Source organism: Mesorhizobium sp. LNHC232B00, from assembly GCF_000502435.1.
Classification (GTDB): domain Bacteria; phylum Pseudomonadota; class Alphaproteobacteria; order Rhizobiales; family Rhizobiaceae; genus Mesorhizobium; species Mesorhizobium opportunistum.
This window is the reverse complement of sequence record NZ_AYWP01000026.1, coordinates 48,125-68,972: the sequence shown is the minus strand read 5'-3', so window position 1 is coordinate 68,972 and position 20,848 is coordinate 48,125. Positions and strand designations below refer to the sequence as shown.

Below are 20,848 nucleotides of genomic sequence, written 5' to 3'. Positions count from 1 at the left end.
TCAAACGCTTCAAGCCATTTTCCGGCGTCGCTTCTTCACGCTTGATCAAAGCACGAAGCAAATGTGTGCGCACACTAGCCCCTTGCGGGAGAAGGTGGCCTCGCGAAGCGAGGTCGGATGAGGGGTGTTCCAGCTTGGCGCCGACGGCACTCCGTCGCCCACCCCTCAACCGTCTCGGCGCTGCGCGCCGATCCACCTTCTCCCGCAAGGGGAAGGGAAGAACTGCTCCCTCAATGGCCCTCGAACCCGATCAGCGTCCGCACCGGCACACCGAGCGCTTCCAGCTTGGCGCGGCCGCCGAGGTCCGGCAGGTCGATGACGAAGCAGGCGGCGAGGATGTCGGCGCCGATCTGGCGCAAGAGCTTGACCGCCGCCTCCGCCGTGCCGCCGGTGGCGATCAGGTCGTCGACGAGGATCACCTTCTCCCCAGGGGCAACGCCGTCCTTGTGCATCTCCATTTCGTCGAGCCCGTATTCCAGGCTGTAGGCGACGCGCACGGTCTCGTAAGGCAGCTTGCCCTTCTTGCGGATCGGCACGAAGCCAGCTGAGAGCTGGTGGGCGACGGCGCCGCCAAGGATGAAGCCGCGCGCCTCGATCCCGGCGATCTTGTCGATCTTCTGACCGGCATAGGGATGCACCAGTTCGTCGATGGCGCGGCGGAAGGCGCGCGCATTGCCAAGCAGCGTCGTGATGTCGCGAAACAGGATGCCGGGCTTGGGATAGTCCGGGATGGTGCGGATCGACGCCAGCAGCGTGTCTTCGAGCGAAGGTTTCATGAGACGGCTCTCCGGATGATCCAACTGACGGGCGTGAAAGGCGGCAGGGTCCGATCGTAACCCGGCGCGACCGACAACGGCTAGCGCGATGTGGCGGCCGAGACAAGCCGCATCCGGAAGGGATCGATCTCGCCGACCCAGCCATATTCCGCATCCGCATGATCCGCGATGGTCCGCCCGACTCCGACTATCTGAAACGGAGATTGGAGCGCGACAATTGCCCGATCGAACTGCAGCCCATCAGCTTCATGCCGCGTTCGACCTCGACCCGCATCTGCTCGAGCGCCCTTTCGACACCCGGTTGGCCGGCCGCCGCCAGGGGAAACATATAGTACCGGCCAATGCCGACGGCCTTGGCCCCGAGCGACAGTGCCTTCAGCACATGGGTGCCGCGCTGCACACCACCATCCATGATGACGTCGATCTTGTCGCCGACGGCATCGACGACCTCGGCAAGCTGGTCGAATGCCGCCCGCGAGCCATCCAATTGCCGCCCGCCATGGTTGGACAGTACGATGCCGCTGCAGCCAATATCGACGGCGCGTCTGGCATCCTCCACCGACATGATACCCTTGAGGCAGAACGGACCCGACCACTGCCTGACCATCTCGGCGACATCGTCCCAGGTCATCGAAGGATCGAGCATCTCGGTGAAATAGCGGCTGATCGACATCGTGCCGCCGCCCATGTCGACATGTTCGTCGAGCTGCGGCAACTTGAAGCCCTCATGGGTGAAATAGTTGATTGCCCAAGCCGGCTTCAGCGCGAACTGCGCCATGCCGGCAAGGTTGAGTTTGAAGGGAATGGCAAAGCCAGTGCGCTTGTCGCGTTCGCGATTGCCCCCGGTGATGCTGTCGACGGTCAGCATCATCACTTCTACGCCAACCTGCTTTGCCCGCTGCATCATCGCCCGGTTGAGGCCGCGATCTCGGTGGAAGTAGAACTGGTAGATCTGCGGGCTGCTGCTGATCCTGCGCACTTCCTCGAGGCTGACGGTGCCGAGCGTGGAAACACCGAACATCGTGCCGTATTTGGCCGCGGCTTTGGCGACCGCCCTTTCGCCCTGATGGTGGAAAAGCCGCTGCAGGGCAGTCGGTGAGCAATAGAACGGCATAGCCAATTTCTGACCCATGACGGTCACCGACATGTCGATCTCGCTCACCCCGCGCAGGACGCTGGGGACCAGGTCACAGCTTTCGAAACTTGCGGTGTTGCGGCGATAGGTGACCTCGTCATCGGCCGCGCCATCGATGTAATTGAAGATCGGCCCCGGCAGCCTTCGCTGCGCCATCCGCCGGAAATCGGAAAAATTGTGACAGTCGCTGAGCCGCATCATCGATTTCCAAGGCCATGGCTGACGAAGCCTTTGCCGCTGTTGAAATATCAACCAGATGCGGCCCTGCCAACGAACTAATTGCTGAACTCCCCATAGAGCACGGCCGTGAACACGAAAAGGGGCGCCTGAAGCGCCCCTCTCTGCCGAGATTACCGGCGAAGTCTTACATGCCGAGGTCGGAACGCAGCTCGGCCCTGGCAATCTCATATTCGGCCTTGAAATCGTCCCGGTTGAGCAGGACCGCGGCAATGACGCTGCCGGAAATCTTGCCCATCTCGACATCGGACGGATAATGGATGCCGCCGACAACGCGGTTGTGGGCGTATTCGGCCGCGCGCGCCATGATCTCGGCGCGCCTCTCCGGAACCATATCGGCCAGGATGATGCCCATCATGGTGCCGACCGTGGCGTGGCCGGACGGCCAGGAGCCGGAGCTCGACAGCTTGACCGCCGGCTTGACGAGATCGCTGAGCTGGTGCGGGCGCGGACGTTTCCAGACATCCTTGGCCGGGTCGACGACAGCACCTTCTGTGGCCACGACGCGGTCGAAGAAAGCGCTGAATTTCGGCAGCTTTTCCGCAGTGAAATTCGGCCCCATGACATCGGCGAAGCGCCAGACATTCTCTTCGGCATCGGCGACGGCGCGGGCTTCCATTTCGGGCGTACGCGTCACCTGCAGCGTCAGCACCTCGCCGAGTTCGGCCTTGGTCTCGGCCGAATCGTTCGCCGGTGGAGGCGGCAGGATCATCGTCAGGTCGACGTCCTTATTGGTGACGAAGGGTTTTGCGTCTTCCGCCTGCGCGGCCGAGCCGATGACCAGCAGCAGCAGACCAGCCGCGAGCGATGCGTATTTCTTCATGGAGCGATCCTTTGTTCGAGAATGCCGCAGGATCGCCAGATGCGGTGACGGCCATGTGACATGACCGTCACCGGACGCAAAAAGGGCGCCTCTCGGCGCCCCCTGCATTTCGCTATGTCCGCCCCGCTCAGTGGGCGATGCCTTCCCACACCTTGCGCTTGGTCAGATAGACCAGCGCGCCGAACAGCAGCAGGAACACCAGCACGCGGAAACCCATCTTCTTGCGGTCTTCCATGTGCGGCTCGGCGGCCCATGTCAGGAAGGCGGCCACGTCGCGGGAATACTGGTCGACGGTCTGCGGCGAGCCGTCATCATAGGTCACCTGGCCGTCGGAGAGCGGCTTGGGCATCTTCAGCGACACGCCCGACATGAAGTAGGGATTGTAGTGCGTGCCTTCCGGGATGACCATTCCGGCCGGCGGAGTTTGATCGTAGCCGGTCAGCAGCGAATGGATATAGTCGGGGCCGCCCGCGTCATACTGGGTGAAGATGTCGAAGACGAACTGCGGAAAGCCGCGCTCGACGCCGCGAGCCTTGGCCAGCAGCGACATGTCGGGCGGGGCAGCGCCGCCATTGGAGGCAGCGGCGGCTTCCTCGTTGGCGAACGGCGCCGGGAAATGGTCTGACGGCTTGCCGGGACGGTCGAACATGTCGCCGGCATCGTTGGGGCCGTCATGGATGGTATATTCGGCCGACAGCGTCTTGATCTGCGCATCACTGTAGCCGAGGTCCGACAGCGTGCGGAACGCCACCAAATTCATCGAGTGACAGGCCGAGCAGACTTCCTTGTAGACCTTCAGGCCGCGTTGCAGCTGCGCCTTGTCATAGGTGCCGAACGGGCCGGTGAAGCTCCAGTTCATCTCCTTCGGCTCGTCGATCGGGAAATGCGTCGGTGCGGCTGCATTGTGCGCCTCTTCGGCGGCGAATGCCCAAGTGCCTCCAGTTCCAACACCGGCAGCCACAAGGCCGATCAGCGCCAGCGAGGTGAGAATCTTTTTCATGCCAAATCCCCTTAGATTCTCTACCGCTCTGACTTCCTGTTTGAGCATGATCTCTGGACAAACGGTTCCGTTTGTCCGGGAAAACCGGTTCCCACTTTTCGGGATCATGCTCTAGCCCTTGGTCTCTGGTGCGGCCGCGGCGCCCGCCGGATGCCCGCTGCCGCCCTTGTTCTTTTCGAGCACCGCCTCGGTGATCGAGTTCGGCACCCTGCGCGGCGTCTCGATCAGGCCGAGCACTGGCAGCGCGATCAGGAAGAAGGCGAAGTAGAACAGCGTCGCCATCTGCGCCATGAACACATAGCTGCCTTCCGCCGGCTGCGAGCCTAGCCAGCCGAGCAGGATGGCATCGGCCACGAACAGCCAGAAGAACAGCTTGTACCAGGGCCGGTAGACCGCCGAGCGCACCTTGGAAGTGTCGAGCCACGGCACCAGGAACAGCATGACGATGGCACCGAACATGCACAGCACGCCGCCGAGCTTGGAGTTGATCGGCCCGATGTTGAAGGTGATGGCGCGCAGGATCGCGTAGAACGGCAGGAAGTACCATTCCGGCACGATATGGGCCGGGGTCTTCAGCGGGTTGGCGACCGTGTAATTGTCCGGATGGCCGAGATAGTTCGGCAGGTAGAAGACGAAGTAGGCGAAGAAGAACAGGAACACGATCATGCCGAACGCGTCCTTGATGGTCGCGTAAGGGGTGAAGGCGACGGTGTCGGTCTTCGACTTGACCTCGATGCCGGTCGGGTTCGACTGGCCCACGACATGCAGCGCCCAGACGTGCAGCACGACGACGCCGGCGATCATGAACGGCAGCAGGTAATGCAGCGCGAAGAAGCGGTTGAGCGTCGGGTTGTCGACGGCGAAGCCGCCCAGCAGCAGCTGCTGGATCCAGTCGCCGACCAGCGGAATGGCGCTGAAGAAGCCTGTGATGACGGTGGCGCCCCAAAAACTCATCTGTCCCCATGGCAGCACATAGCCCATGAAGCCGGTCGCCATCATCAGGAGGTAGATGATGCAGCCGAGGATCCAGAGCAGTTCGCGCGGCGCCTTGTAGGAGCCGTAATAGAGGCCACGGAAGATGTGGATATAGACGGCGACGAAAAAGAACGAGGCGCCGTTGGCATGCATGTAGCGCAGCAGCCAGCCGGAATTGACATCGCGCATGATCTTCTCGACCGAGCCGAAGGCTAGATTGGTGTCGGCCGTGTAGTGCATGGCCAGCACGATGCCGGTCAGGATCTGCGCCACCAGCATGATCGACAGGATGCCGCCGAAGGTCCAGGCATAGTTGAGGTTGCGCGGCACCGGATAGGCGACGAAGCTGTCATAGACCAGCCGCGGCAGCGGCATGCGGGCGTCGAACCAGCGTTCGATACCGGTCTTGGGCGTGTAGGTCGAGTGTCCCTCGCTCATCGAAATATCCCCTGCCTCAACCGATAAGGATCTTGGTATCGGAAATGAACTTGAATACCGGCACGGCCATGTTCTCGGGCGCCGGGCCTTTGCGGATGCGGCCGGCGGTATCGTATTGCGAGCCGTGGCACGGGCAGAACCAGCCGCCGAAATCGCCTTCCTGGCCGAGCGGAATGCAGCCCAGATGGGTGCAGACCTGAACCATCACCATCCAGGCTTCCTTGCCGGGCGTGGTGCGGTTGGCGTCCGTCGCCGGCGCGTCGGCCGGAAGGTTGGCATTGCGGGCGATCGGGTCCTTGAGATCGGAGAGCTTGACGGCCTCGCCGTCCTTCATTTCCTGTTCGGTGCGGTTGCGCACCACGACCGGCTTGCCGCGCCACTTGACGATCAAGGACATGCCCGGCGTCAGCGAGGCGACATCGACCTCGACCGAGGCAAGCGCCAGCGTCGAGGCATCGGGGCGCATCTGGTCGATGAAGGGCCAGGCAACGGCGCCGGCGCCGACCACGGCTGCCATGCCGGTGGCGACGTAGAGAAAATCTCGACGGTTGGGATCGTGGGTATCGGTTGCGCTCACGGGTGCCTGATCCTTTCGCCTCTTCCGCGCCGGTGGCCGAGCCTGTTCCCCGCTCAATCACGCCAACCCGACAGCGCATGGCGAACAGGCTAGCGAATTCCTCCGGCATTTGGACTTCGGTTTATGCGTGAAGCCCGTTTTTGTCCAGACGGGTGAAGGCACAAGGGCAGATTGTCGCGGGGACAAAATCCGCCACTGCGCGGCAAGGCGGCGAATGGTCGCAAAAGGCGGCTAAACAACCGGGAAACAACCGCAAATCCAAGGCCCCGGTTCGCCTCGACACGGGACGCCGGTGTGATCTATCCTTGCTTGCATGGCACACGTCATCGATCGCGAGGAATGGGCCGTTCGCCCCGACCGCTGGAAGGGTGAACTGCAGTGCGGCGCCTATGGCTCCAACTCCTGCCTGATCTTCAACCACCTGCCCGATGTCGGCGGCGGCCCCCGGTTGCACTCCCATCCCTACGCGGAGATCTTCATCATCCGCCAGGGCACCGGCCTGTTCACGGTCGGCGACCAGGAAATCGAGGCCACCGCCGGCCAGATCCTGATCGTGCCGCCCCACACGCCGCACAAATTCACCAATCTCGGTCCGGGCCCGCTGGAAACGACGGACATCCACGAGAACGGCACGTTCATCACCGAATGGCTGGAGTGAATCCGGCATAGCCCTGTCGAGTTCCCGATTGCCGCCTAGATCTATGGCGTGGGCAGCGGGCCAGGACGTGCAGGACATGCGAACCTCAAACATCGAAATCGAAGGGCTGAGCATCGCCATCCGCGAGGCAGGCCCGGCCGATGCACCTGCCTTCCTCCTGCTGCATGGGTGGCCGCAAAGCTCCTACGCGTTCGAACGCGTGATCGGCCGGCTGGCCGCCGACTACCGGGTCGTCGCACCCGACCTGCCCTGCATCGGCGGCTCGCAAGGCATGCCCAAGGCCGCCGACAAGAAAACCCTGGCGAGGCTGATGAGGGGCGTTGCCGAGGCTTGCGGGCTGCGCCAACTCGTGGCCGCCGGCCATGATGTCGGCGGCCAGATCGTGTTCGCTCTGTTGCGTGACCATCCCGAGATTCTTTCTGGCGCGGCGATCATGGATGTCGTCGTTCCGGGTGTCGCGCCGTGGGAGGAGGTCATTCGCAATCCGATGATCTGGCATTTTGCGTTTCATGCGGTCCCGGCATTGCCGGAAACGCTGGTGAGCGGCCATCAGAGCGCCTATTTCGACTTCTTCTTCAATGCGCTTTCGAAGGATCGGGCATCGATCCCCGCGGAGGCCAGGGAAATCTACGCAAGAGCCTATTCCCGGCCGGAAAGCCTTCAGGCCGGCTTCGACTGGTACCGCGCCTTCCCCGAAGACGCCAAAGCCAATGCCCTTGTGCCCACCCAGCCGATCGCGATCCCAGTTCTGTATCTGAGGGGATCGGCCGAGTCCGGCGACATCGACGACTATGTCGACGGGCTGCGGGCGGCCGGGCTGTCGAACGTCGAGGGCGACATCATCGCCGACAGCGGACACTTCGTCGCCGACGAGAATCCCGAAGCGCTCGCCGTCCGCCTGGCGAGATTTCACAGGGAAATCAGCGCTGCAGGCTCCGGCCCTACATGGCGCCAAGCCTGACCAGCACCGCCTTTGGGATGTTGTATTCGCGGATGACGGCATCATGTCGTCGAAGGCCGCACAGTTCGCGCTGGATGAAATAGGCGTGCACCGCCTTGGCGGCATCCTTCAGGAGCATCGAGCGTATCTGTTCGTCGGAATTGTCACGCAGCCTTGCCAGCGTTTCCTCGACCTTCTGCCCGGCGCGGCCGAGCGCGGCCGCCTTCTCGGCCAGGATCTCGTGGCCAAGCGCATCGAAGGCGGCTTCGGCAGCGGTAGCGCTCGTCGAAGGGGGGCGTAGCGACATCAGCGGGCCTCCAAGTCATTGGCTGCCGGCACGGAAAGTCCAGAACGGTCGGAGAGGAACTTAAGCAATTCCAACCGGAGCTTATTGAGCACCTCAGTCTCTAGCGGCAAGGCAACAGTCATCAAACCTACTCCGCCGGCCGTGTCTCTTCCAGCACGCTTTCCTCGTGATAGAGGAAGCCGCCGGACTGCCGTTTCCACAGCCGCGCATAAAGACCGTCGAGCGCCACCAGTTCGTCATGCGTGCCTTGCTCGACGATGCGGCCGCCATCGAGCACCACCAGGCGATCGAGGGCGGCGATCGTCGACAGCCGGTGGGCGATGGCGATCACCGTCTTGTCCTGCATCAGCCGCGTCAAATTTTCCTGGATCGCCGCTTCGATGTCGGAATCGAGCGCCGAGGTCGCCTCGTCGAGGATCAGGATCGGCGCGTCCTTGAGAAAGACACGTGCGATCGCCACGCGCTGGCGCTGGCCGCCCGAAAGCTTGACGCCGCGCTCACCGACAAAGGCCTCGTAGCCGGCGCGGTCCCTGTTGTCGCGCAAGGTCAGGATGAACTCGTGCGCCTCGGCCTTCTTCGCCGCCGCGATCACCTCCGCATCGCTCGCGTCGGGCATGCCGAGCTTGATGTTGTCGCGCAACGAGCGATGGAACAGCGCCGTGTCCTGGCTGACGACGCCGATATTGGCCCGCAGTGAATTCTGCGTAACGTCCGAAACGTCCTGGCCATCGATGGTGATCGAGCCGCTCTCCAAATCGTAGAGCCGCAGGATCAGATTGGCGAGCGTCGTCTTGCCGGCACCCGACGGTCCGACCAGCCCGACTTTCTCGCCCGGCTTGACGACAAGGTCGATGCCGTTCAGCACCCCGAACCCGTTGCCATAGTGGAACTCGACGTTTTTCACGTCGATGCGGCCGCCGGCCACGACAAGCTCCTTCGCATCGGGCGCGTCGATGAGCCCGAGCGGCTGCGAGATCAGCGCCTTGGAGTTCTCCAGCACGCCGAGGTTTCGCAAGATGCTGTTGAGCTGCATCATCAGCCGGCCGAGCAGCATGTTGAGCCGCAGCACCAGCGACAGCGTGAAGGCGACCGCGCCGACGGTGATCGAGCCCTCGACCCAGAGATAGACGGCAAAACAGCCGATCGCCGTGATCATGATGCCCGACAGCGTCGTCAGCGCCATGCGCACGCCGGTCAGCCGGCGGGTGAAGGGGCGCAGCGCGTCGAGATAGATGTCGAAGCCGTTCCTGATGTAGCGGTCGTCGCCGTCGGCCGAAAACAGCTTCAGCGTCTGCACGTTGGAATAGGAATCGACGATGCGCCCGGTGATCATCGAGCCGGCTTCGGCCGTCGCCTCGGCGTGCTTGCGGATCGCCGGCAGATAGAGCTTGGCCAGCCAGCCGAAGGCGGTGATCCAGATCACCACCAGCACAGCGAGCCTGAGATCGAGCCCGGCGACCAGCGCCAGCGTCGTCACCGTGTAGACGACCATGAACCAGACCACCTCGAGGAAGCTTTCCATCAAATCGCCGGTCGCCTGGCCCGCCTGCCAGACTTTTGTGGCGATGCGGCCGGCGAAATCGTTCTGGAAGAAGGCGTAGGACTGGCGCGAGACATGCCTGTGCGCCTGCCAGCGCACTAGATTGTAGAAGCCCGGCGTGATCGTCTGTTCGTCGACGAGCGCCGACAGGCCGACGACGATGGTGCGGACGACCAGCACCACCACGATCATGAACACCAGCTCCGGGCCGGCAGCGGTCCACAGCGCATGCCAGCTGCGCTCGCCGGGAAGCTGGTCGAGGATATCGACCAGCCGCCCGACGAAGTAGAACAGGCCCGCCTCGACCAGCGGCGCGATGCCGCCGATGACCAGCATGGCGAAGAAGGCGAACTTCGCCTGCCCGACATAGTGCCAGAGAAAGCCGGTGACGCTTGAAGGTGGCCGAAGGCTCGACGGCTCCCTGAACGGATAGACCCAGTTCTCGAACCAGCGATAGACGGCTGTCATCATGCGGCGATCATCATTCTGCGGCTTGCCCCTTGGCACCGATTTCATTGGCAACGAGGTCGTTGGCGGCGTCGACGGGGCTGTCCTCGAGCAGGAAGCCGCCCGACTGGCGTTGCCAGAGCTGCGCATAGAGCCCGCCCTTGGCGACCAGTTCGTCGTGCGAACCCTCTTCGATGACGCGGCCCTGGTCCATCACCACCAGCCTGTCCATCGCCGCGATGGTCGACAGCCGGTGCGCGATGGCAATGACGGTCTTGCCTTGCATGAGCTTGTAAAAATTCTCCTGGATGGCCGCTTCCGCCTCGGAATCCAGCGCCGATGTCGCCTCGTCAAGGATAAGTATAGGCGCATCCTTCAACATAACGCGAGCAATGGCGATGCGTTGCCGCTGGCCTCCCGACAATTTGACCCCGCGGTCGCCGACATGGGCGTCGAACCCCTTGCGGCCATTGTGGTCCGAAAGCCCGCCGATGAAATCCAGCGCCTCGGCCCGCCGCGCCGCCTCGACAAGCATCTCGTCCGACGCGTCGGGCCGGCCATAGAGGATGTTGTCGCGCACCGAACGATGCAGCAGCGAGGTGTCCTGCGTGACCATGCCGATCTGGGCACGCAGAGAATCCTGCTTCACACCGGCGATCTCCTGGCCATCGATCAGGATCCGGCCGCTCTCCAGGTCGTAGAAGCGCAGCAGCAGATTGACCAGCGTCGACTTGCCGGCGCCCGACCGGCCGACGATGCCGACCTTCTCGCCCGGCTTCACCGCCAGCGACAGGCTCTCGATGATCCCCTTCTGCTTGCCGTAATGGAAACGGATGTCCTCGAAGCGGATTTCACCACGAGAAACGGCGATCTCCTTCGCATCGGGCTTGTCCTCGACCAGGCGCGGCAGCGAGATCGAGGCGATGCCGTCCTGCACCGTGCCGATGTTCTCGAACAGGCCCGACATTTCCCACATGATCCACTGCGACATGCCCCACATCCTGAGCACCAGGCCGATGACCACGGCCACCGCGCCGATCGTCACCGCTTGCCCCATCCACAGCCACAGCGAGATGGCGGTGACCGAGAACAGCAGCAAAGCGTTCAGGATGTAGAGCGAACCGAAAAGCACCGTCACCAGCCGCATCGACCGGTAGACCGTGTCGAGGAAGCCCATCATGCCTTCCCTGGCGAAGGAGGCCTCGCGGCGCGAATGACTGAACAGCTTGACCGTCTGGATGTTGGTGTAGCTGTCGACGACGCGGCCCGTCATGGTCGAGCGCGCATTGGCCTGCTCCTCGCCGACCTTGCCGAGGCGCGGGATGAAAAAGCGCAGCAACAGGATGTAACCGACCAGCCAGACGCCAAGCGGCGCCGCCAGCCGCCAGTCGGCCGAGCCGACGATGAACAGCATGCCGAGGAAATAGACGATGACGTAGTTCAGCACGTCGATCACCTTGATGACGCACTCGCGCACGGCAAGCGCCGTCTGCATCAGCTTGGTGGCGATGCGGCCGGCGAACTCATCCTGGTAGAAGCTCATCGATTGCCTGAGCAGGTAGCGGTGCACCTGCCAGCGGATGCGCATGGGATAATTGCCCATCAGCGTCTGCTGGTTGAGCAGCGAATGCAGCCAGACGGTGCCCGGCAGCGCGAACAGCACGATGAAGGCCATGCCGGCGAGCTTCCAGCCTTCCGTCTGCAGGAAGGTTTCGCGGTTCTGCCCCGACAGCCAATCGACGATGCGGCCGAGGAAGCCGAACATCCACACTTCCGCGATGGCGATGGCCGTCACCAGCACCGCATCGGTCAGTATATAGGGCCATGCGCCGCGCGTATAATGCAGGCAGAAGGCCACCAGCGTCTTGGGTGGCTCGACCGGTTCCGCTGCCGGGAACGGATCGAGCTTTCTTTCAAACCAGTTAAACAACAACATAGGTCATGCTCGTGAAATCTGTTTCCCGCTTACGCGGCGTGGCGACGTACGAAGTCCCCGGGCCGTGTGGCGCCGAGGGCCGACGGTCCGGAATCATCCGGACCGCCGGCCCTGCTTCGCGCTATATAGGGGCTCGCGGGCTTTTCGCCGACCGGTTCGTTTGTCGATCCTGACGGTGCGGTGTCGACGAGCCGGATTTTCGCGCCCGGCCGGATCAGCCGGATAATCCGGCGCACCAGCGAGGGCCGGCCCGGGTCGGGAACCGCACGCGAAAAATCGACATCCGGCAGCATGCCGCGATGCGGCCGGCGGCGGACTTCGGCGTGGACCGCCGACGAATAGGTTTCGCCGATCAGCAGAGCCCAGGTCGCCATCTTGCGCTCGTGCAGGCTTCTTGAACCGGGTATTCTGTAGGGATCGAACATTGGTCCGTCCTCCATGTGAAGATGTGATAAAAAAGGCGAAGCAAGTTCGACCACCGGCATTCGGCCGGAGGTGCGCATTGCCTCGGTCAGGGCATGACTGAACGAGTCGGTCTGGACACGACTGAAGGAGTCGGTCCGGNGGTCCGGACACGATGCCTGGCATCGGTCTGGACACGACAAGTGTCGGTTCGGACATGCTCAGCTTGGGCGTTCAGCCCTTTTGACTTTTTGAAAAACATCGCAGGATTCCTTCGAGTGCCGAAAAATCGTTTCGGCGGGAATCGGTGCGATCAAGTCTTAGAGAGTCAGGAGAATCGTCGTACCGAAACCGCCGTGGGGCGTACTGGCCCACAGGAGAGGCGCTGGATGTGCATGGTCATCATGAGTTACCCCTCCATCGGTTCGGGTTGACAAGGCTGGCCGTATACCCGACTTCGCAGAAAATGGCCACCCGCAGGTCCAGGAATTTCCAAAACCGCGAGGTCGCTGTGGCGGATCTGCCACTTATTAGAAAGACGCGGAAATGAACAATCGTCTCCGCATCGCGCTCTACCAGCCTGACATCGCCGGCAATACCGGGACAATCCTGCGCTTCGCCGCTTGCCTCGGCCTTGGCGTCGACATCATCGAACCGGCCGGCTTCCCGCTCTCCGACAAAGCGCTCAGGCGCGCCGGCATGGACTACCTCGAAATGACTGCCCTGACCCGGCATGTCGACTGGGACGCCTTCGAGGACTGGCGCAAGGTGCACGCGAAACGGCTGGTGCTTCTGTCGACCAAGGCGACGGCCCCTTACACCGAATTCGCCTTCGCCCAAGGCGACATCCTCCTGTTCGGCCGCGAATCCGCAGGCGTGCCGGATCCGGTCCATCAGGCCGCGGACGCGCGGCTGACCATCCCCATGCAAGGTGGCGCGCGCAGCATCAACGTCGCGCTCTCCGTCGCCATGGTGGCTGGCGAAGCCGTCCGGCAACTCGGATAGCGGTTCGCCGGCAACGCCGTTTCCAGTCATTTTCACCCAGGCGCACATCGCCTTCTCCTGTCATTTGCTCCATCGGCATTTCTTCGCTACAAGCTCAACTTAACTTGAGGTCAAGCGGAAAATAGAAAATGGCTCCAGCAACGGAACTGACGGTCGGCCAGATGGCCATGCGCAGCGGCGTGGCGGTATCGGCACTGCACTTCTATGAGGCGCGCGGGCTGATCCGCAGCCACCGCACATCAGGCAACCAGCGCCGCTACGGCCGCGACGTGCTGCGGCGGGTGGCGATCATCAAGGTCGCGCAGGAGGTCGGCATCTCACTGGCCGAGATCGGCGAAGCACTTGAATCATTACCTGAAGGCCGCACGCCGACGCGCGAGGATTGGAATCTGCTTTCAACGGCTTGGCGCGATAGCCTCGACCAGAAGATCAGCCAGCTAAAGAAGCTGCGCGACGGCCTGACCGACTGCATCGGCTGCGGCTGCATGTCGATCGACAAATGTCCGCTCAGGAACAAGGGCGACAAGCTGGCAAGGGAAGGCACGGGGGCAAGGCGGCTGGTTCTTCCTTCTCCCCGTTCACGGGGAGAAGGTGCNAAGCTGGCAAGGGAAGGCACGGGGGCAAGGCGGCTGGTTCTTCCTTCTCCCCGTTCACGGGGAGAAGGTGCCTGAAAGGCGGATGAGGGGCAGCGCGAACACTGAAGGGTTCGCGCTGCCCCTCACCTGCCTGCCGGCATCCTCTTCCCGTAAACGGGGCGAGGAAATCCTAATCCGCCGCCGGCAACCGCCTGATGGTGAATTCGATCAAATCACCCGGGCGTTCGAACCAGCTTTCGATTTCGGTCCAGTAGGCCTGCTTGGGGAAACGCTCGAACCATTCCTTGGCTTTGAGGCGCGCATCGGAGCGCGGCAGCACGAAGGTCTCGCGCAGGAAGCCGTCGCGCGGCATGCGCTCGCGTTCGGCCCGGCTTTGGTCGAGCCTTTTCTTCAGGCCATCCAGCGGCGGTCTTGCCGGAGTGCGCACGAAACAACTCCTTGCACCTAGCGCATGACCCCGAAATCGGGTTCGGAAAGGATCATGCGCAAAACCAAAGTGACTTGACCCTGTCCCTTAAGAGATTAGGGATCGCGCCCGGAAAAGACGAGTCTTTTGTCGACTCGACCGACCCGCAACCGGAGACAGCACTTGGAACGACCTGAAATGCCCCCTGGCCTGCCCGCCGACATCGAAGAGAAGAAGATGAAGGCACGGCTGTGGTTCGAGGCGTTGCGCGAACGCATCTGCGGCGCCTTCGAACAGATCGAGCAGGATCTCCAGGGGCCGCTGGCCTCATGGTCGCCGGGCCGTTTCGAGAAGACGCCCTGGGAGCGTGACCAGGGCAAGGGCGGCGGCGGCACCATGTCGATGATGCATGGCCGCGTCTTCGAGAAGGTCGGCGTCCACACCTCGACCGTTTATGGCGAGTTCTCGCCCGAATTCAGGAAGCAGATGCCCGGCGCCGAGGAAGATCCGCGCTTCTGGGCGTCCGGCATTTCGCTGATCGCGCATCCTTGGAACCCCAACGTCCCGGCCGTGCACATGAACACGCGCATGGTCGTCACTTCCAGCCATTGGTTCGGCGGCGGTGCCGATCTGACCCCGGTGCTGGACCGCCGCCGCACTCAGGACGACCCCGATAGCATCGCTTTCCACCGCGCCATGCAGTTCGCTTGCGAAAAGAACGCTGATGTCGCCGACTACCCGAAATTCAAGACCTGGTGCGACGAGTACTTCTATCTGCCGCACCGCAATGAGCCTCGCGGCATCGGCGGTATCTTCTTCGACTGGCTGCATTCGGCGCAGGACAAAGGCGGCTGGAATGCCGATTTCAACTTCGTCCAGGATGTCGGGCGATCTTTCCTGGTCGTCTACGGCCATCTCGTGCGCGCCAACTTCAACGAGAACTGGACCGACGGCGACCGCGACGAACAGCTCATCCGCCGTGGCCGCTATGTCGAATTCAACCTGCTTCACGATCGCGGGACCATCTTCGGCCTGAAAACCGGCGGCAATGTCGCTTCGATCCTGTCCAGCCTGCCGCCAGAGGTCCGCTGGCCGTAAAAATATGGTGAGCGCGATGTGAACCGCATTGATGTCCCATTCGTTCGAAATGGGCATGGAATGTGGCACCGAATGCTTCGAAAAATTTCTTTTTCGTCTAATAGGCACTTGAAAAGATTGGTCTAATTCTTGTGCCGGGTCGGGAAGCGCCGGTGGTTTGCTGAGCGTAATTCCGAGGAAATGGGAAACGGTTTTTCCGTTCGGAATTGCGTCGAAACAAGCGAGCCGCGACTCGACGCAACCGGACGGCCCAAGACCATGCGGGATACCCGTCAAAAGGATGCCCGCTCTTTCCAGGAGTACTTCCCAATGCGCAAGATCATTGTTTCGGCCGCCGCGGCGGCCTTGCTCGCTTCCGGTTCGGCAGCATTCGCCGCCGTCAAGCACACCACCGGCACGGTCAAGACCTTCGACGCGACAGCCATGAGCCTGGTTCTTGACAATGGATCATCTTTTACGCTTCCCAGCACCTTCAAGGATCCTGGCCTGAAGGTCGGTGAAAAAGTCAGAATCTCATGGGACACGAGCGGCAAGAACAAGATTGCCGAGTCAGTCAAGATCGTGAAGTGACGACCAACCCGCCCGGGCTGGACGAGACGATGTCCGGCCCTGCCCTGGGCTAAGCGTAAGAGGGCGGAGCGGAGCCGCTCCGCCTTTTTGTGGTTGACCGCAACCAATACCACCCCATCTGTGTTATGCTTTCCGCCCGCTCAGGCTCCGAAAGTCCAGGCCCGGAATTCGAAGCGTGGGCCAAGAAAGCACCGGGGCCTCGCCCAGGCTCCACGGAGGAAAAAGGGAGAAATCCGATGAAGGAATTTCACTGCGGGTCGCTCGTTCCCGGCTGTGACTGGCACACCCGAGCCGACGAGGAAGCCGAGGTGATGCGCCGGGCCGTCGAGCATATGCGCGAGACGCACGGCGAGACGACCATCCGCGAAACTATGATCGAGGCGATCCGTTCACGCATCGAGAAGACCCGCGACGCCGCGTAAGCTGTGCGCCGACCTTGACGCCCGCCATTCGCTTTGGCGTTGTGGCGCTTTGGCACTGCACCTGCTCCGTATTGCGACGACGAGATGTTGCAGGAAATCGCTTCGACGCGGTGCACGTCACCTTGTGAGTAAAAAAATATATTCCCTCCAGCTAAAATAAACCCCGCGGTAACCCAACCGGTGCCACTGTCGGCCGGACAATCCGGGTACTGTGGGCTGCCAGAGAAGCCCGTCGCCACCAGGCACTGATCCGGATCGGTGGGGTGGTGAGGTGGTTCGCGCATGCGCGAAAAGTCCGGCAGTCGACTGAGCTCCTGCACAATGGCGCTCGTTTCGTGCGCGCTCATTGGCGCATCGCCGGTTGTTGCCCAGGAATTGACGACATCGTTGGTCGACGTCCATCAGGGCTCGCCGCTCAGCGATCGCGCGCGAGGCTTGGGCAATGGCGGTTACGAATTGCAGAGCGGAAACCGGGTATCGTTCAACCAATGGTACCGCGCAAGCTGGGTCGATATGCACGTGGACCTCATCACCCAGATCACCCAGGACACCGGCATCCTTTGGGGATTTGGGACCGGGGAACAGGGCGAGAAATACAGGATCGAGCCCAGCCTCAAGCTTGGTTTCCTCACCCAGATGCATCCGAGCCCGAACAGCACCCTTTCCCTGTCGCTTACCACCGTGATCGGCGGCAAACTCACCGAAAAATCCTGCCAGGCCGACTATGGCGACCTCGGTACCTACAGCGTCAATTGCCGGCTTGCGGCCAGCCAGATGGCTCCTGAGGAAACGTTGAAATATCTGGTTAACGCTAAACCGGAGAGCCAGCATCTGTGGCTGAACTACCGTGTTACTTTCTGATCGCCGAAGGCCATGGATTGAAAAACCGCGGTTCGCGATCGCCCGTACCAGTTTCTTGTTGATCGGAGTAGGAACATGCCAGCTAGACATATGAAATTCGGTATCGCCATGGCCTTCGCCATGCTGTCGGCGCCGATCGCGTCGGCCCAGCAGGCCCCCGATGCCGACGAGATGGCCGCGCTGTGCCATGGCGGCCTGTCCATATGCGTAAGCGCAAAGATCCCGGCCGCGCGCACGCAAGCAGCAACAACACCAGGGTGGATGAGCCCCGACGTCGGTGCCGCGTGGGCCGCGGGTTACAAGGGCAAGGGCGTCACGATTACGATCGTTGACGATTTTTCCAGTACATCGCGGTTCTCCGGCAACTTTGGCATTGGGGTGCAGACCCAGCGGCACGGCGAATGGACACGCGAAGAAGCCTCCATGATTGCCCCCTTGGCAACCATAAGGTCGAAAGACTTCACAACCAGCTCGGCGGTGACGCTGGCGCCTGGCCTGAACGTGCTCAATCTGAGTTATGGCATGTACGCTACAGCGGGCTACAGCCCGAACCAGATCGGATGGAGCGCCGAGGAGGCTTCGATCATCTCTTATGCCACCAGAGGGTCAGCCGTTGTCTCCAAGGCAGCCGGCAACGACTCCGTTGCCGTGGGCGGTGTCACCAATGGCCAGCAGGACTATCTCGACCTCGCCCTGGTCGGCAAAGCGTCAGCGATCTTCGTCGGTGCGCTGTCAACGAACGGCACGACATCAACCCCGGCCCAGCTCGCCTGGTACTCCAACTACGCCGGATCCAATCCGCTTGTGCAAAGCCATTTCCTTGTAGTCGGTGTCGACGGGAGCAAGACGGGCCTTTATGGCACGTCCTTCGCCGCGCCGATCATTTCAGGCTATGCGGCGATCATCGGTAGTAAATTCACCAAGGCGACGCCGACCCAGATCACCAACGATCTGCTCAACACGGCTCGTACCGACACGCTGGTCAACTATAGTGCCTCCACCTATGGCAAGGGCGAAGCAAGCCTTTCGCGTGCCTTGGCTCCCGTGGCCATCAGGTAGATGGGCAGCACTTCGTGTACGATATTCGAGCCAGGCTCTAGGGTTCAAGGGCCTTCGCGGCGCGTTCGAGCAGTGCGCCGCGATCAGGCGCAAATCCCGCTTCGACCCATTCCGCCTCGAGGTTCTTGAGGATCTCGCCGAGCTTCGGCCCAGGCTTGGCGCCAAGTGCGGTCAGATCGGCGCCTTTCAGCGGAAACGACGGCTTTTCCCATTTGAGCGCAAAGGCGAGCAGGCGCGAGAAACCGCCGGCTTCGAGCAGTGCGTCATTGTCGTCGACGGCACGCACCCGCGCCGAGGCGAGCGACAGCCGCAGGCGATCGACAAAGCCTTGCCGATCGCCACGATAGAGCCGCTTGGCCAGTTCGCCCTCGGTCGTCTTCGGCTCGACGGCAGCCGTCAGCCCCCAGTGGCGCAGGCGGTCAGCTTCCGCGGTCGACAGTTTCAGCCGCTCGGCCAGTATTTTCATGCGCGCCGCATCCGGCGGCACGATCGCCTCCAGCCGCAGCATCGCGTCGGCCGGCCAGCCCAGATCCTTCTCGGCCTTGGTCAGCCCATGGATGGCGTCGATGCCCCATCTCTCGCTTTCCGGCAGCGCCGCGGTCAGGACGCCGGCCTGCCGCATCCACAGCAGCGCCCGAGATGGGTCCGGCGCCGACAGAAGCTTCTTCACTTCGGACCAGACGCGCTCGGCCGACAGCTGTGCGAGCCCGTCCTTCAGCCGCGCGCAGGCCTTCAGCCCCTCGGCGTCCGGCCGCCCTTCGCCATACCAGGCGAAAAAGCGGAAAAAGCGCAGGATGCGCAGGTAATCCTCGCGGATACGTGCTTCCGGATCGCCGATGAAGCGCAGCCGCCGTGCCTCGATGTCGGCGATGCCGCCGACCAGGTCGACAACCCTGCCGTCGGCCTCGGCATAGAGCGCGTTGATGGTGAAATCGCGCCGCTCGGCGTCGAGCTTCCAGTCGCGGCCGAACGAGACCTTGGCGCGGCGGCCATCGGTCTCGATATCGGCGCGCAAGGTGGTGATTTCATAGGGCTTGCCGCCTGCGACCACAGTAATGGTACCGTGCTCGATACCGGTTGGCACCGCCTTGAAGCCTTTCTCCTCGGCGCGGCGGATGGTTTCCTCAGGCAAACAGGTGGTGGCGATGTCCACGTCGGCGACCGTCTGACCCATCAGGGTGTTGCGCACCGCGCCACCGGCGATACGCGCCTCCTCACCGCCTTCGGTGAGCGCGGCAAGCAAGCGCTGCAGATGCTTGTCGGTGAGCCAGTCGGCCCTGCCCGCGATCGAAACACTCACGCATAGAGCCTTTCATAGAGCGTACGGATGATGCCGGCGGTGACGCCCCAGATGCGCCGGTCGCCGTAAGGCATGTCATAGAAGAACCATTCGAGATCGTTCCACATACCGCTGTCGCGCTTATGGTTGGCGGGCTCCATCAGGAAGCGCAACGGCACCTCGAAGGCAGCGTCGACTTCATCGGCGTTCAAGGCGAGATGGAAACCGGGCCGCACGATGCCAAGCACCGGCGCGATGCGGTAGCCGCTGCCGGCGACATAGTCGGGCATGCGTCCGAGGATCTCGATGCGATCCTGGCCAAGGCCGATCTCCTCGAAGGTCTCGCGCAGTGCGGCGGCTTCCGGGCTCGCATCGGTGGCATCGATGGTGCCGCCGGGAAAAGCCACCTGCCCCGAATGGTTGCGCAGCTTTTCGGCCCGTTTGGTCAGGAGAACCGTCGCCTCGCCTTCGTGATCGACGACCGGGATCAGCACCGCCGCGTTGCGCAACGCCTTGCCCTGGTTGAGGCGCGGATGGCCCGGATTGAAGCGGTGATCGCCATAGTCGTCGCTGGCATGGGCCTGCGGCTGCGCGGCGAAGCGCGCGCGAAAATCCGCCGATGAAAACGGCATCGGCGTCACCTGGTCCATCACGCGCTCAGCCGCTTCAGTTGATCCGCCGGCATGATCGCAAACACCGCTCCCCTGGAGCGCACGGCGAACATCGTCCTGCCGTCGATCTCGATCTCCTCGGCATGCTCGACCAGTTCGTACATGACCGGCCGCGCCACCAGCGCCTCCAGCCTGCCGCGCACCAGCACATAGGGCTTCAATCCGCCGGTCTCGTTCTCGTCGACGAAACGCAGCGGCCGCTCCGGTCCGGCCTCGACGACATCTCCGACATTGGTGCGGAAAGTGATGACTTGCTGGTCGCCACTGCCCGAAACGTCCATTTCGACGGCGATGAAGGGCGCATCGGCGACCCGGATGCCGACCTTTTCCACTGGCGTCACCAGATAGGTCCTGCCATCGGCATCCTTGCGCAGCACGGAAGAGAAAAGCTGCACCAGTGGCATGCGACCGATCGGCGTGCCCAGATAGAACCAGGTGCCGTCGGCCTTGATCTCCATGTCGAGATCGCCGCAAAAGTCGGGATTCCAGCGCTCGACCGGCGCCGCGCCCTTGCCGGCACGTGCCGCACGCGAGATCAGCGCCTCCAGGCCGCGCGCCTCGGTGGCATCGGCAAGGCCCTGTTCGCGATGTTCGAAGTGTTCCGACATGGTCACGAAATAGTCACTGTTGTTCCGCTTGTCAGCCTAAGTCTGTGATTTAAGTTCCAACGTAGGCGCCACGCGAGGCCGA

The 20,848-nt window shown here is 62.5% G+C and carries 23 protein-coding genes; 9 read left to right on the top strand and 14 right to left on the bottom strand.

All coding sequences use genetic code 11. The features are described from left to right. Positions 1-230 precede the first annotated feature (230 nt). The 6 genes from X743_RS144590 to petA all read right to left on the bottom strand — a co-directional run bounded on the left by X743_RS144590 (position 231) and on the right by petA (position 5,961). On the bottom strand, positions 231-776 hold the full coding sequence (locus X743_RS144590; RefSeq protein WP_013893474.1) for an adenine phosphoribosyltransferase: 546 nt from the start codon (positions 774-776) through the stop codon (positions 231-233). Between the two features lie 187 nt (positions 777-963). Further along, complete coding sequence (locus X743_RS144595; protein ID WP_031258326.1) at positions 964-2,109, bottom strand: alpha-hydroxy acid oxidase; 1,146 nt, start codon at positions 2,107-2,109, stop codon at positions 964-966. 166 nt (positions 2,110-2,275) lie between these two features. Beyond that, positions 2,276-2,971, bottom strand: a complete 696-nt coding sequence (locus X743_RS144600; RefSeq protein ID WP_023768034.1) for a phosphatase PAP2 family protein — start codon at positions 2,969-2,971, stop codon at positions 2,276-2,278. Between the two features lie 127 nt (positions 2,972-3,098). Continuing rightward, entirely contained in the window at positions 3,099-3,971 is an 873-nt protein-coding gene (locus X743_RS144605; protein WP_023768033.1) for a cytochrome c1, read from the bottom strand. Positions 3,972-4,082: 111 nt separating this feature from the next. Then, a complete protein-coding gene (locus X743_RS144610; RefSeq protein WP_023768032.1) occupies positions 4,083-5,384 on the bottom strand; it encodes a cytochrome b N-terminal domain-containing protein in 1,302 nt (433 codons plus the stop codon). A gap of 16 nt (positions 5,385-5,400) precedes the next feature. Next, positions 5,401-5,961: a ubiquinol-cytochrome c reductase iron-sulfur subunit gene (gene petA, locus X743_RS144615; RefSeq protein WP_013893469.1), complete on the bottom strand. Its 561-nt coding sequence runs from the start codon at positions 5,959-5,961 to the stop codon at positions 5,401-5,403. A 313-nt stretch (positions 5,962-6,274) separates the two neighbouring features. Between petA and X743_RS144620 the strand changes: the two genes are divergently transcribed. Both X743_RS144620 and X743_RS144625 read left to right on the top strand, forming a co-directional pair. After that, the gene (locus X743_RS144620) at positions 6,275-6,619 is read left to right on the top strand and encodes a cupin domain-containing protein (protein WP_023768030.1); all 345 of its coding nucleotides are present in this window, start codon (positions 6,275-6,277) and stop codon (positions 6,617-6,619) included. 76 nt (positions 6,620-6,695) lie between these two features. Beyond that, entirely contained in the window at positions 6,696-7,580 is an 885-nt protein-coding gene (locus X743_RS144625) for an alpha/beta hydrolase (protein WP_031258325.1), read from the top strand. Here X743_RS144625 and X743_RS144630 read toward each other — a convergent pair. The 4 genes from X743_RS144630 to X743_RS144645 form a co-directional block, all read right to left on the bottom strand. Further along, on the bottom strand, positions 7,561-7,866 hold the full coding sequence (locus X743_RS144630) for a DUF6665 family protein (protein WP_023768028.1): 306 nt from the start codon (positions 7,864-7,866) through the stop codon (positions 7,561-7,563). The two genes, X743_RS144625 and X743_RS144630, sit on opposite strands and share 20 nt — an antisense overlap. A 127-nt stretch (positions 7,867-7,993) precedes the next feature. Then, complete coding sequence (locus tag X743_RS144635) at positions 7,994-9,877, bottom strand: ABC transporter ATP-binding protein (protein ID WP_031258323.1); 1,884 nt, start codon at positions 9,875-9,877, stop codon at positions 7,994-7,996. Between the two features lie 10 nt (positions 9,878-9,887). Next, positions 9,888-11,789: an ABC transporter ATP-binding protein gene (locus tag X743_RS144640; RefSeq protein ID WP_023768025.1), complete on the bottom strand. Its 1,902-nt coding sequence runs from the start codon at positions 11,787-11,789 to the stop codon at positions 9,888-9,890. 29 nt (positions 11,790-11,818) lie between these two features. Further along, positions 11,819-12,214: a hypothetical protein gene (locus X743_RS144645; protein ID WP_013893462.1), complete on the bottom strand. Its 396-nt coding sequence runs from the start codon at positions 12,212-12,214 to the stop codon at positions 11,819-11,821. A 523-nt stretch (positions 12,215-12,737) separates the two neighbouring features. Here X743_RS144645 and X743_RS144650 point away from each other — a divergent pair. Both X743_RS144650 and soxR read left to right on the top strand, forming a co-directional pair. Continuing rightward, positions 12,738-13,196: a tRNA (cytidine(34)-2'-O)-methyltransferase gene (locus X743_RS144650; protein ID WP_023768024.1), complete on the top strand. Its 459-nt coding sequence runs from the start codon at positions 12,738-12,740 to the stop codon at positions 13,194-13,196. Between the two features lie 128 nt (positions 13,197-13,324). After that, positions 13,325-13,867 carry a redox-sensitive transcriptional activator SoxR gene (soxR, locus tag X743_RS144655; RefSeq protein WP_023768023.1) on the top strand — a complete coding sequence of 181 codons (543 nt, stop codon included), beginning with the start codon at positions 13,325-13,327 and terminating at the stop codon, positions 13,865-13,867. Between the two features lie 94 nt (positions 13,868-13,961). Here soxR and X743_RS144660 read toward each other — a convergent pair whose 3' ends face one another. Next, positions 13,962-14,219 carry a hypothetical protein gene (locus X743_RS144660; RefSeq protein ID WP_013893458.1) on the bottom strand — a complete coding sequence of 86 codons (258 nt, stop codon included), beginning with the start codon at positions 14,217-14,219 and terminating at the stop codon, positions 13,962-13,964. Between the two features lie 162 nt (positions 14,220-14,381). On the opposite strand from X743_RS144660, the gene hemF reads away from it, so the two are divergent. The 5 genes from hemF to X743_RS1000000171205 all read left to right on the top strand — a co-directional run bounded on the left by hemF (position 14,382) and on the right by X743_RS1000000171205 (position 18,208). After that, a complete protein-coding gene (gene hemF, locus X743_RS144665) occupies positions 14,382-15,296 on the top strand; it encodes an oxygen-dependent coproporphyrinogen oxidase (RefSeq protein WP_031258319.1) in 915 nt (304 codons plus the stop codon). 309 nt (positions 15,297-15,605) lie between these two features. After that, positions 15,606-15,866 (top strand): DUF1344 domain-containing protein, encoded by a 261-nt coding sequence (locus X743_RS144670; RefSeq protein WP_023768021.1) that lies wholly within the window; start codon positions 15,606-15,608, stop codon positions 15,864-15,866. Positions 15,867-16,102: 236 nt separating this feature from the next. Then, on the top strand, positions 16,103-16,288 hold the full coding sequence (locus X743_RS144675; protein ID WP_023768020.1) for a DUF1059 domain-containing protein: 186 nt from the start codon (positions 16,103-16,105) through the stop codon (positions 16,286-16,288). A 282-nt stretch (positions 16,289-16,570) separates the two neighbouring features. Beyond that, positions 16,571-17,149 (top strand): hypothetical protein, encoded by a 579-nt coding sequence (locus tag X743_RS144680; protein ID WP_031250348.1) that lies wholly within the window; start codon positions 16,571-16,573, stop codon positions 17,147-17,149. 108 nt (positions 17,150-17,257) lie between these two features. Next, the gene (locus X743_RS1000000171205) at positions 17,258-18,208 is read left to right on the top strand and encodes a S8 family serine peptidase (protein WP_245264304.1); all 951 of its coding nucleotides are present in this window, start codon (positions 17,258-17,260) and stop codon (positions 18,206-18,208) included. Between the two features lie 37 nt (positions 18,209-18,245). Here the strand turns inward: X743_RS1000000171205 and X743_RS144685 are convergent, their stop codons facing one another. The 3 genes from X743_RS144685 to X743_RS144695 are packed head-to-tail and all read right to left on the bottom strand — an operon-like array spanning position 18,246 to position 20,766. Then, positions 18,246-19,508, bottom strand: coding sequence for a CCA tRNA nucleotidyltransferase (locus X743_RS144685; RefSeq protein WP_023768017.1), 1,263 nt, complete (start codon positions 19,506-19,508; stop codon positions 18,246-18,248). Continuing rightward, positions 19,505-20,137, bottom strand: a complete 633-nt coding sequence (locus tag X743_RS144690; RefSeq protein WP_023768016.1) for a CoA pyrophosphatase — start codon at positions 20,135-20,137, stop codon at positions 19,505-19,507. The genes X743_RS144685 and X743_RS144690 overlap by 4 nt, the downstream gene beginning before the upstream one ends. Further along, on the bottom strand, positions 20,137-20,766 hold the full coding sequence (locus X743_RS144695; RefSeq protein ID WP_023768015.1) for a DUF1285 domain-containing protein: 630 nt from the start codon (positions 20,764-20,766) through the stop codon (positions 20,137-20,139). Before X743_RS144695 ends, X743_RS144690 begins: the two co-directional genes overlap by 1 nt. Positions 20,767-20,848 lie beyond the last annotated feature (82 nt).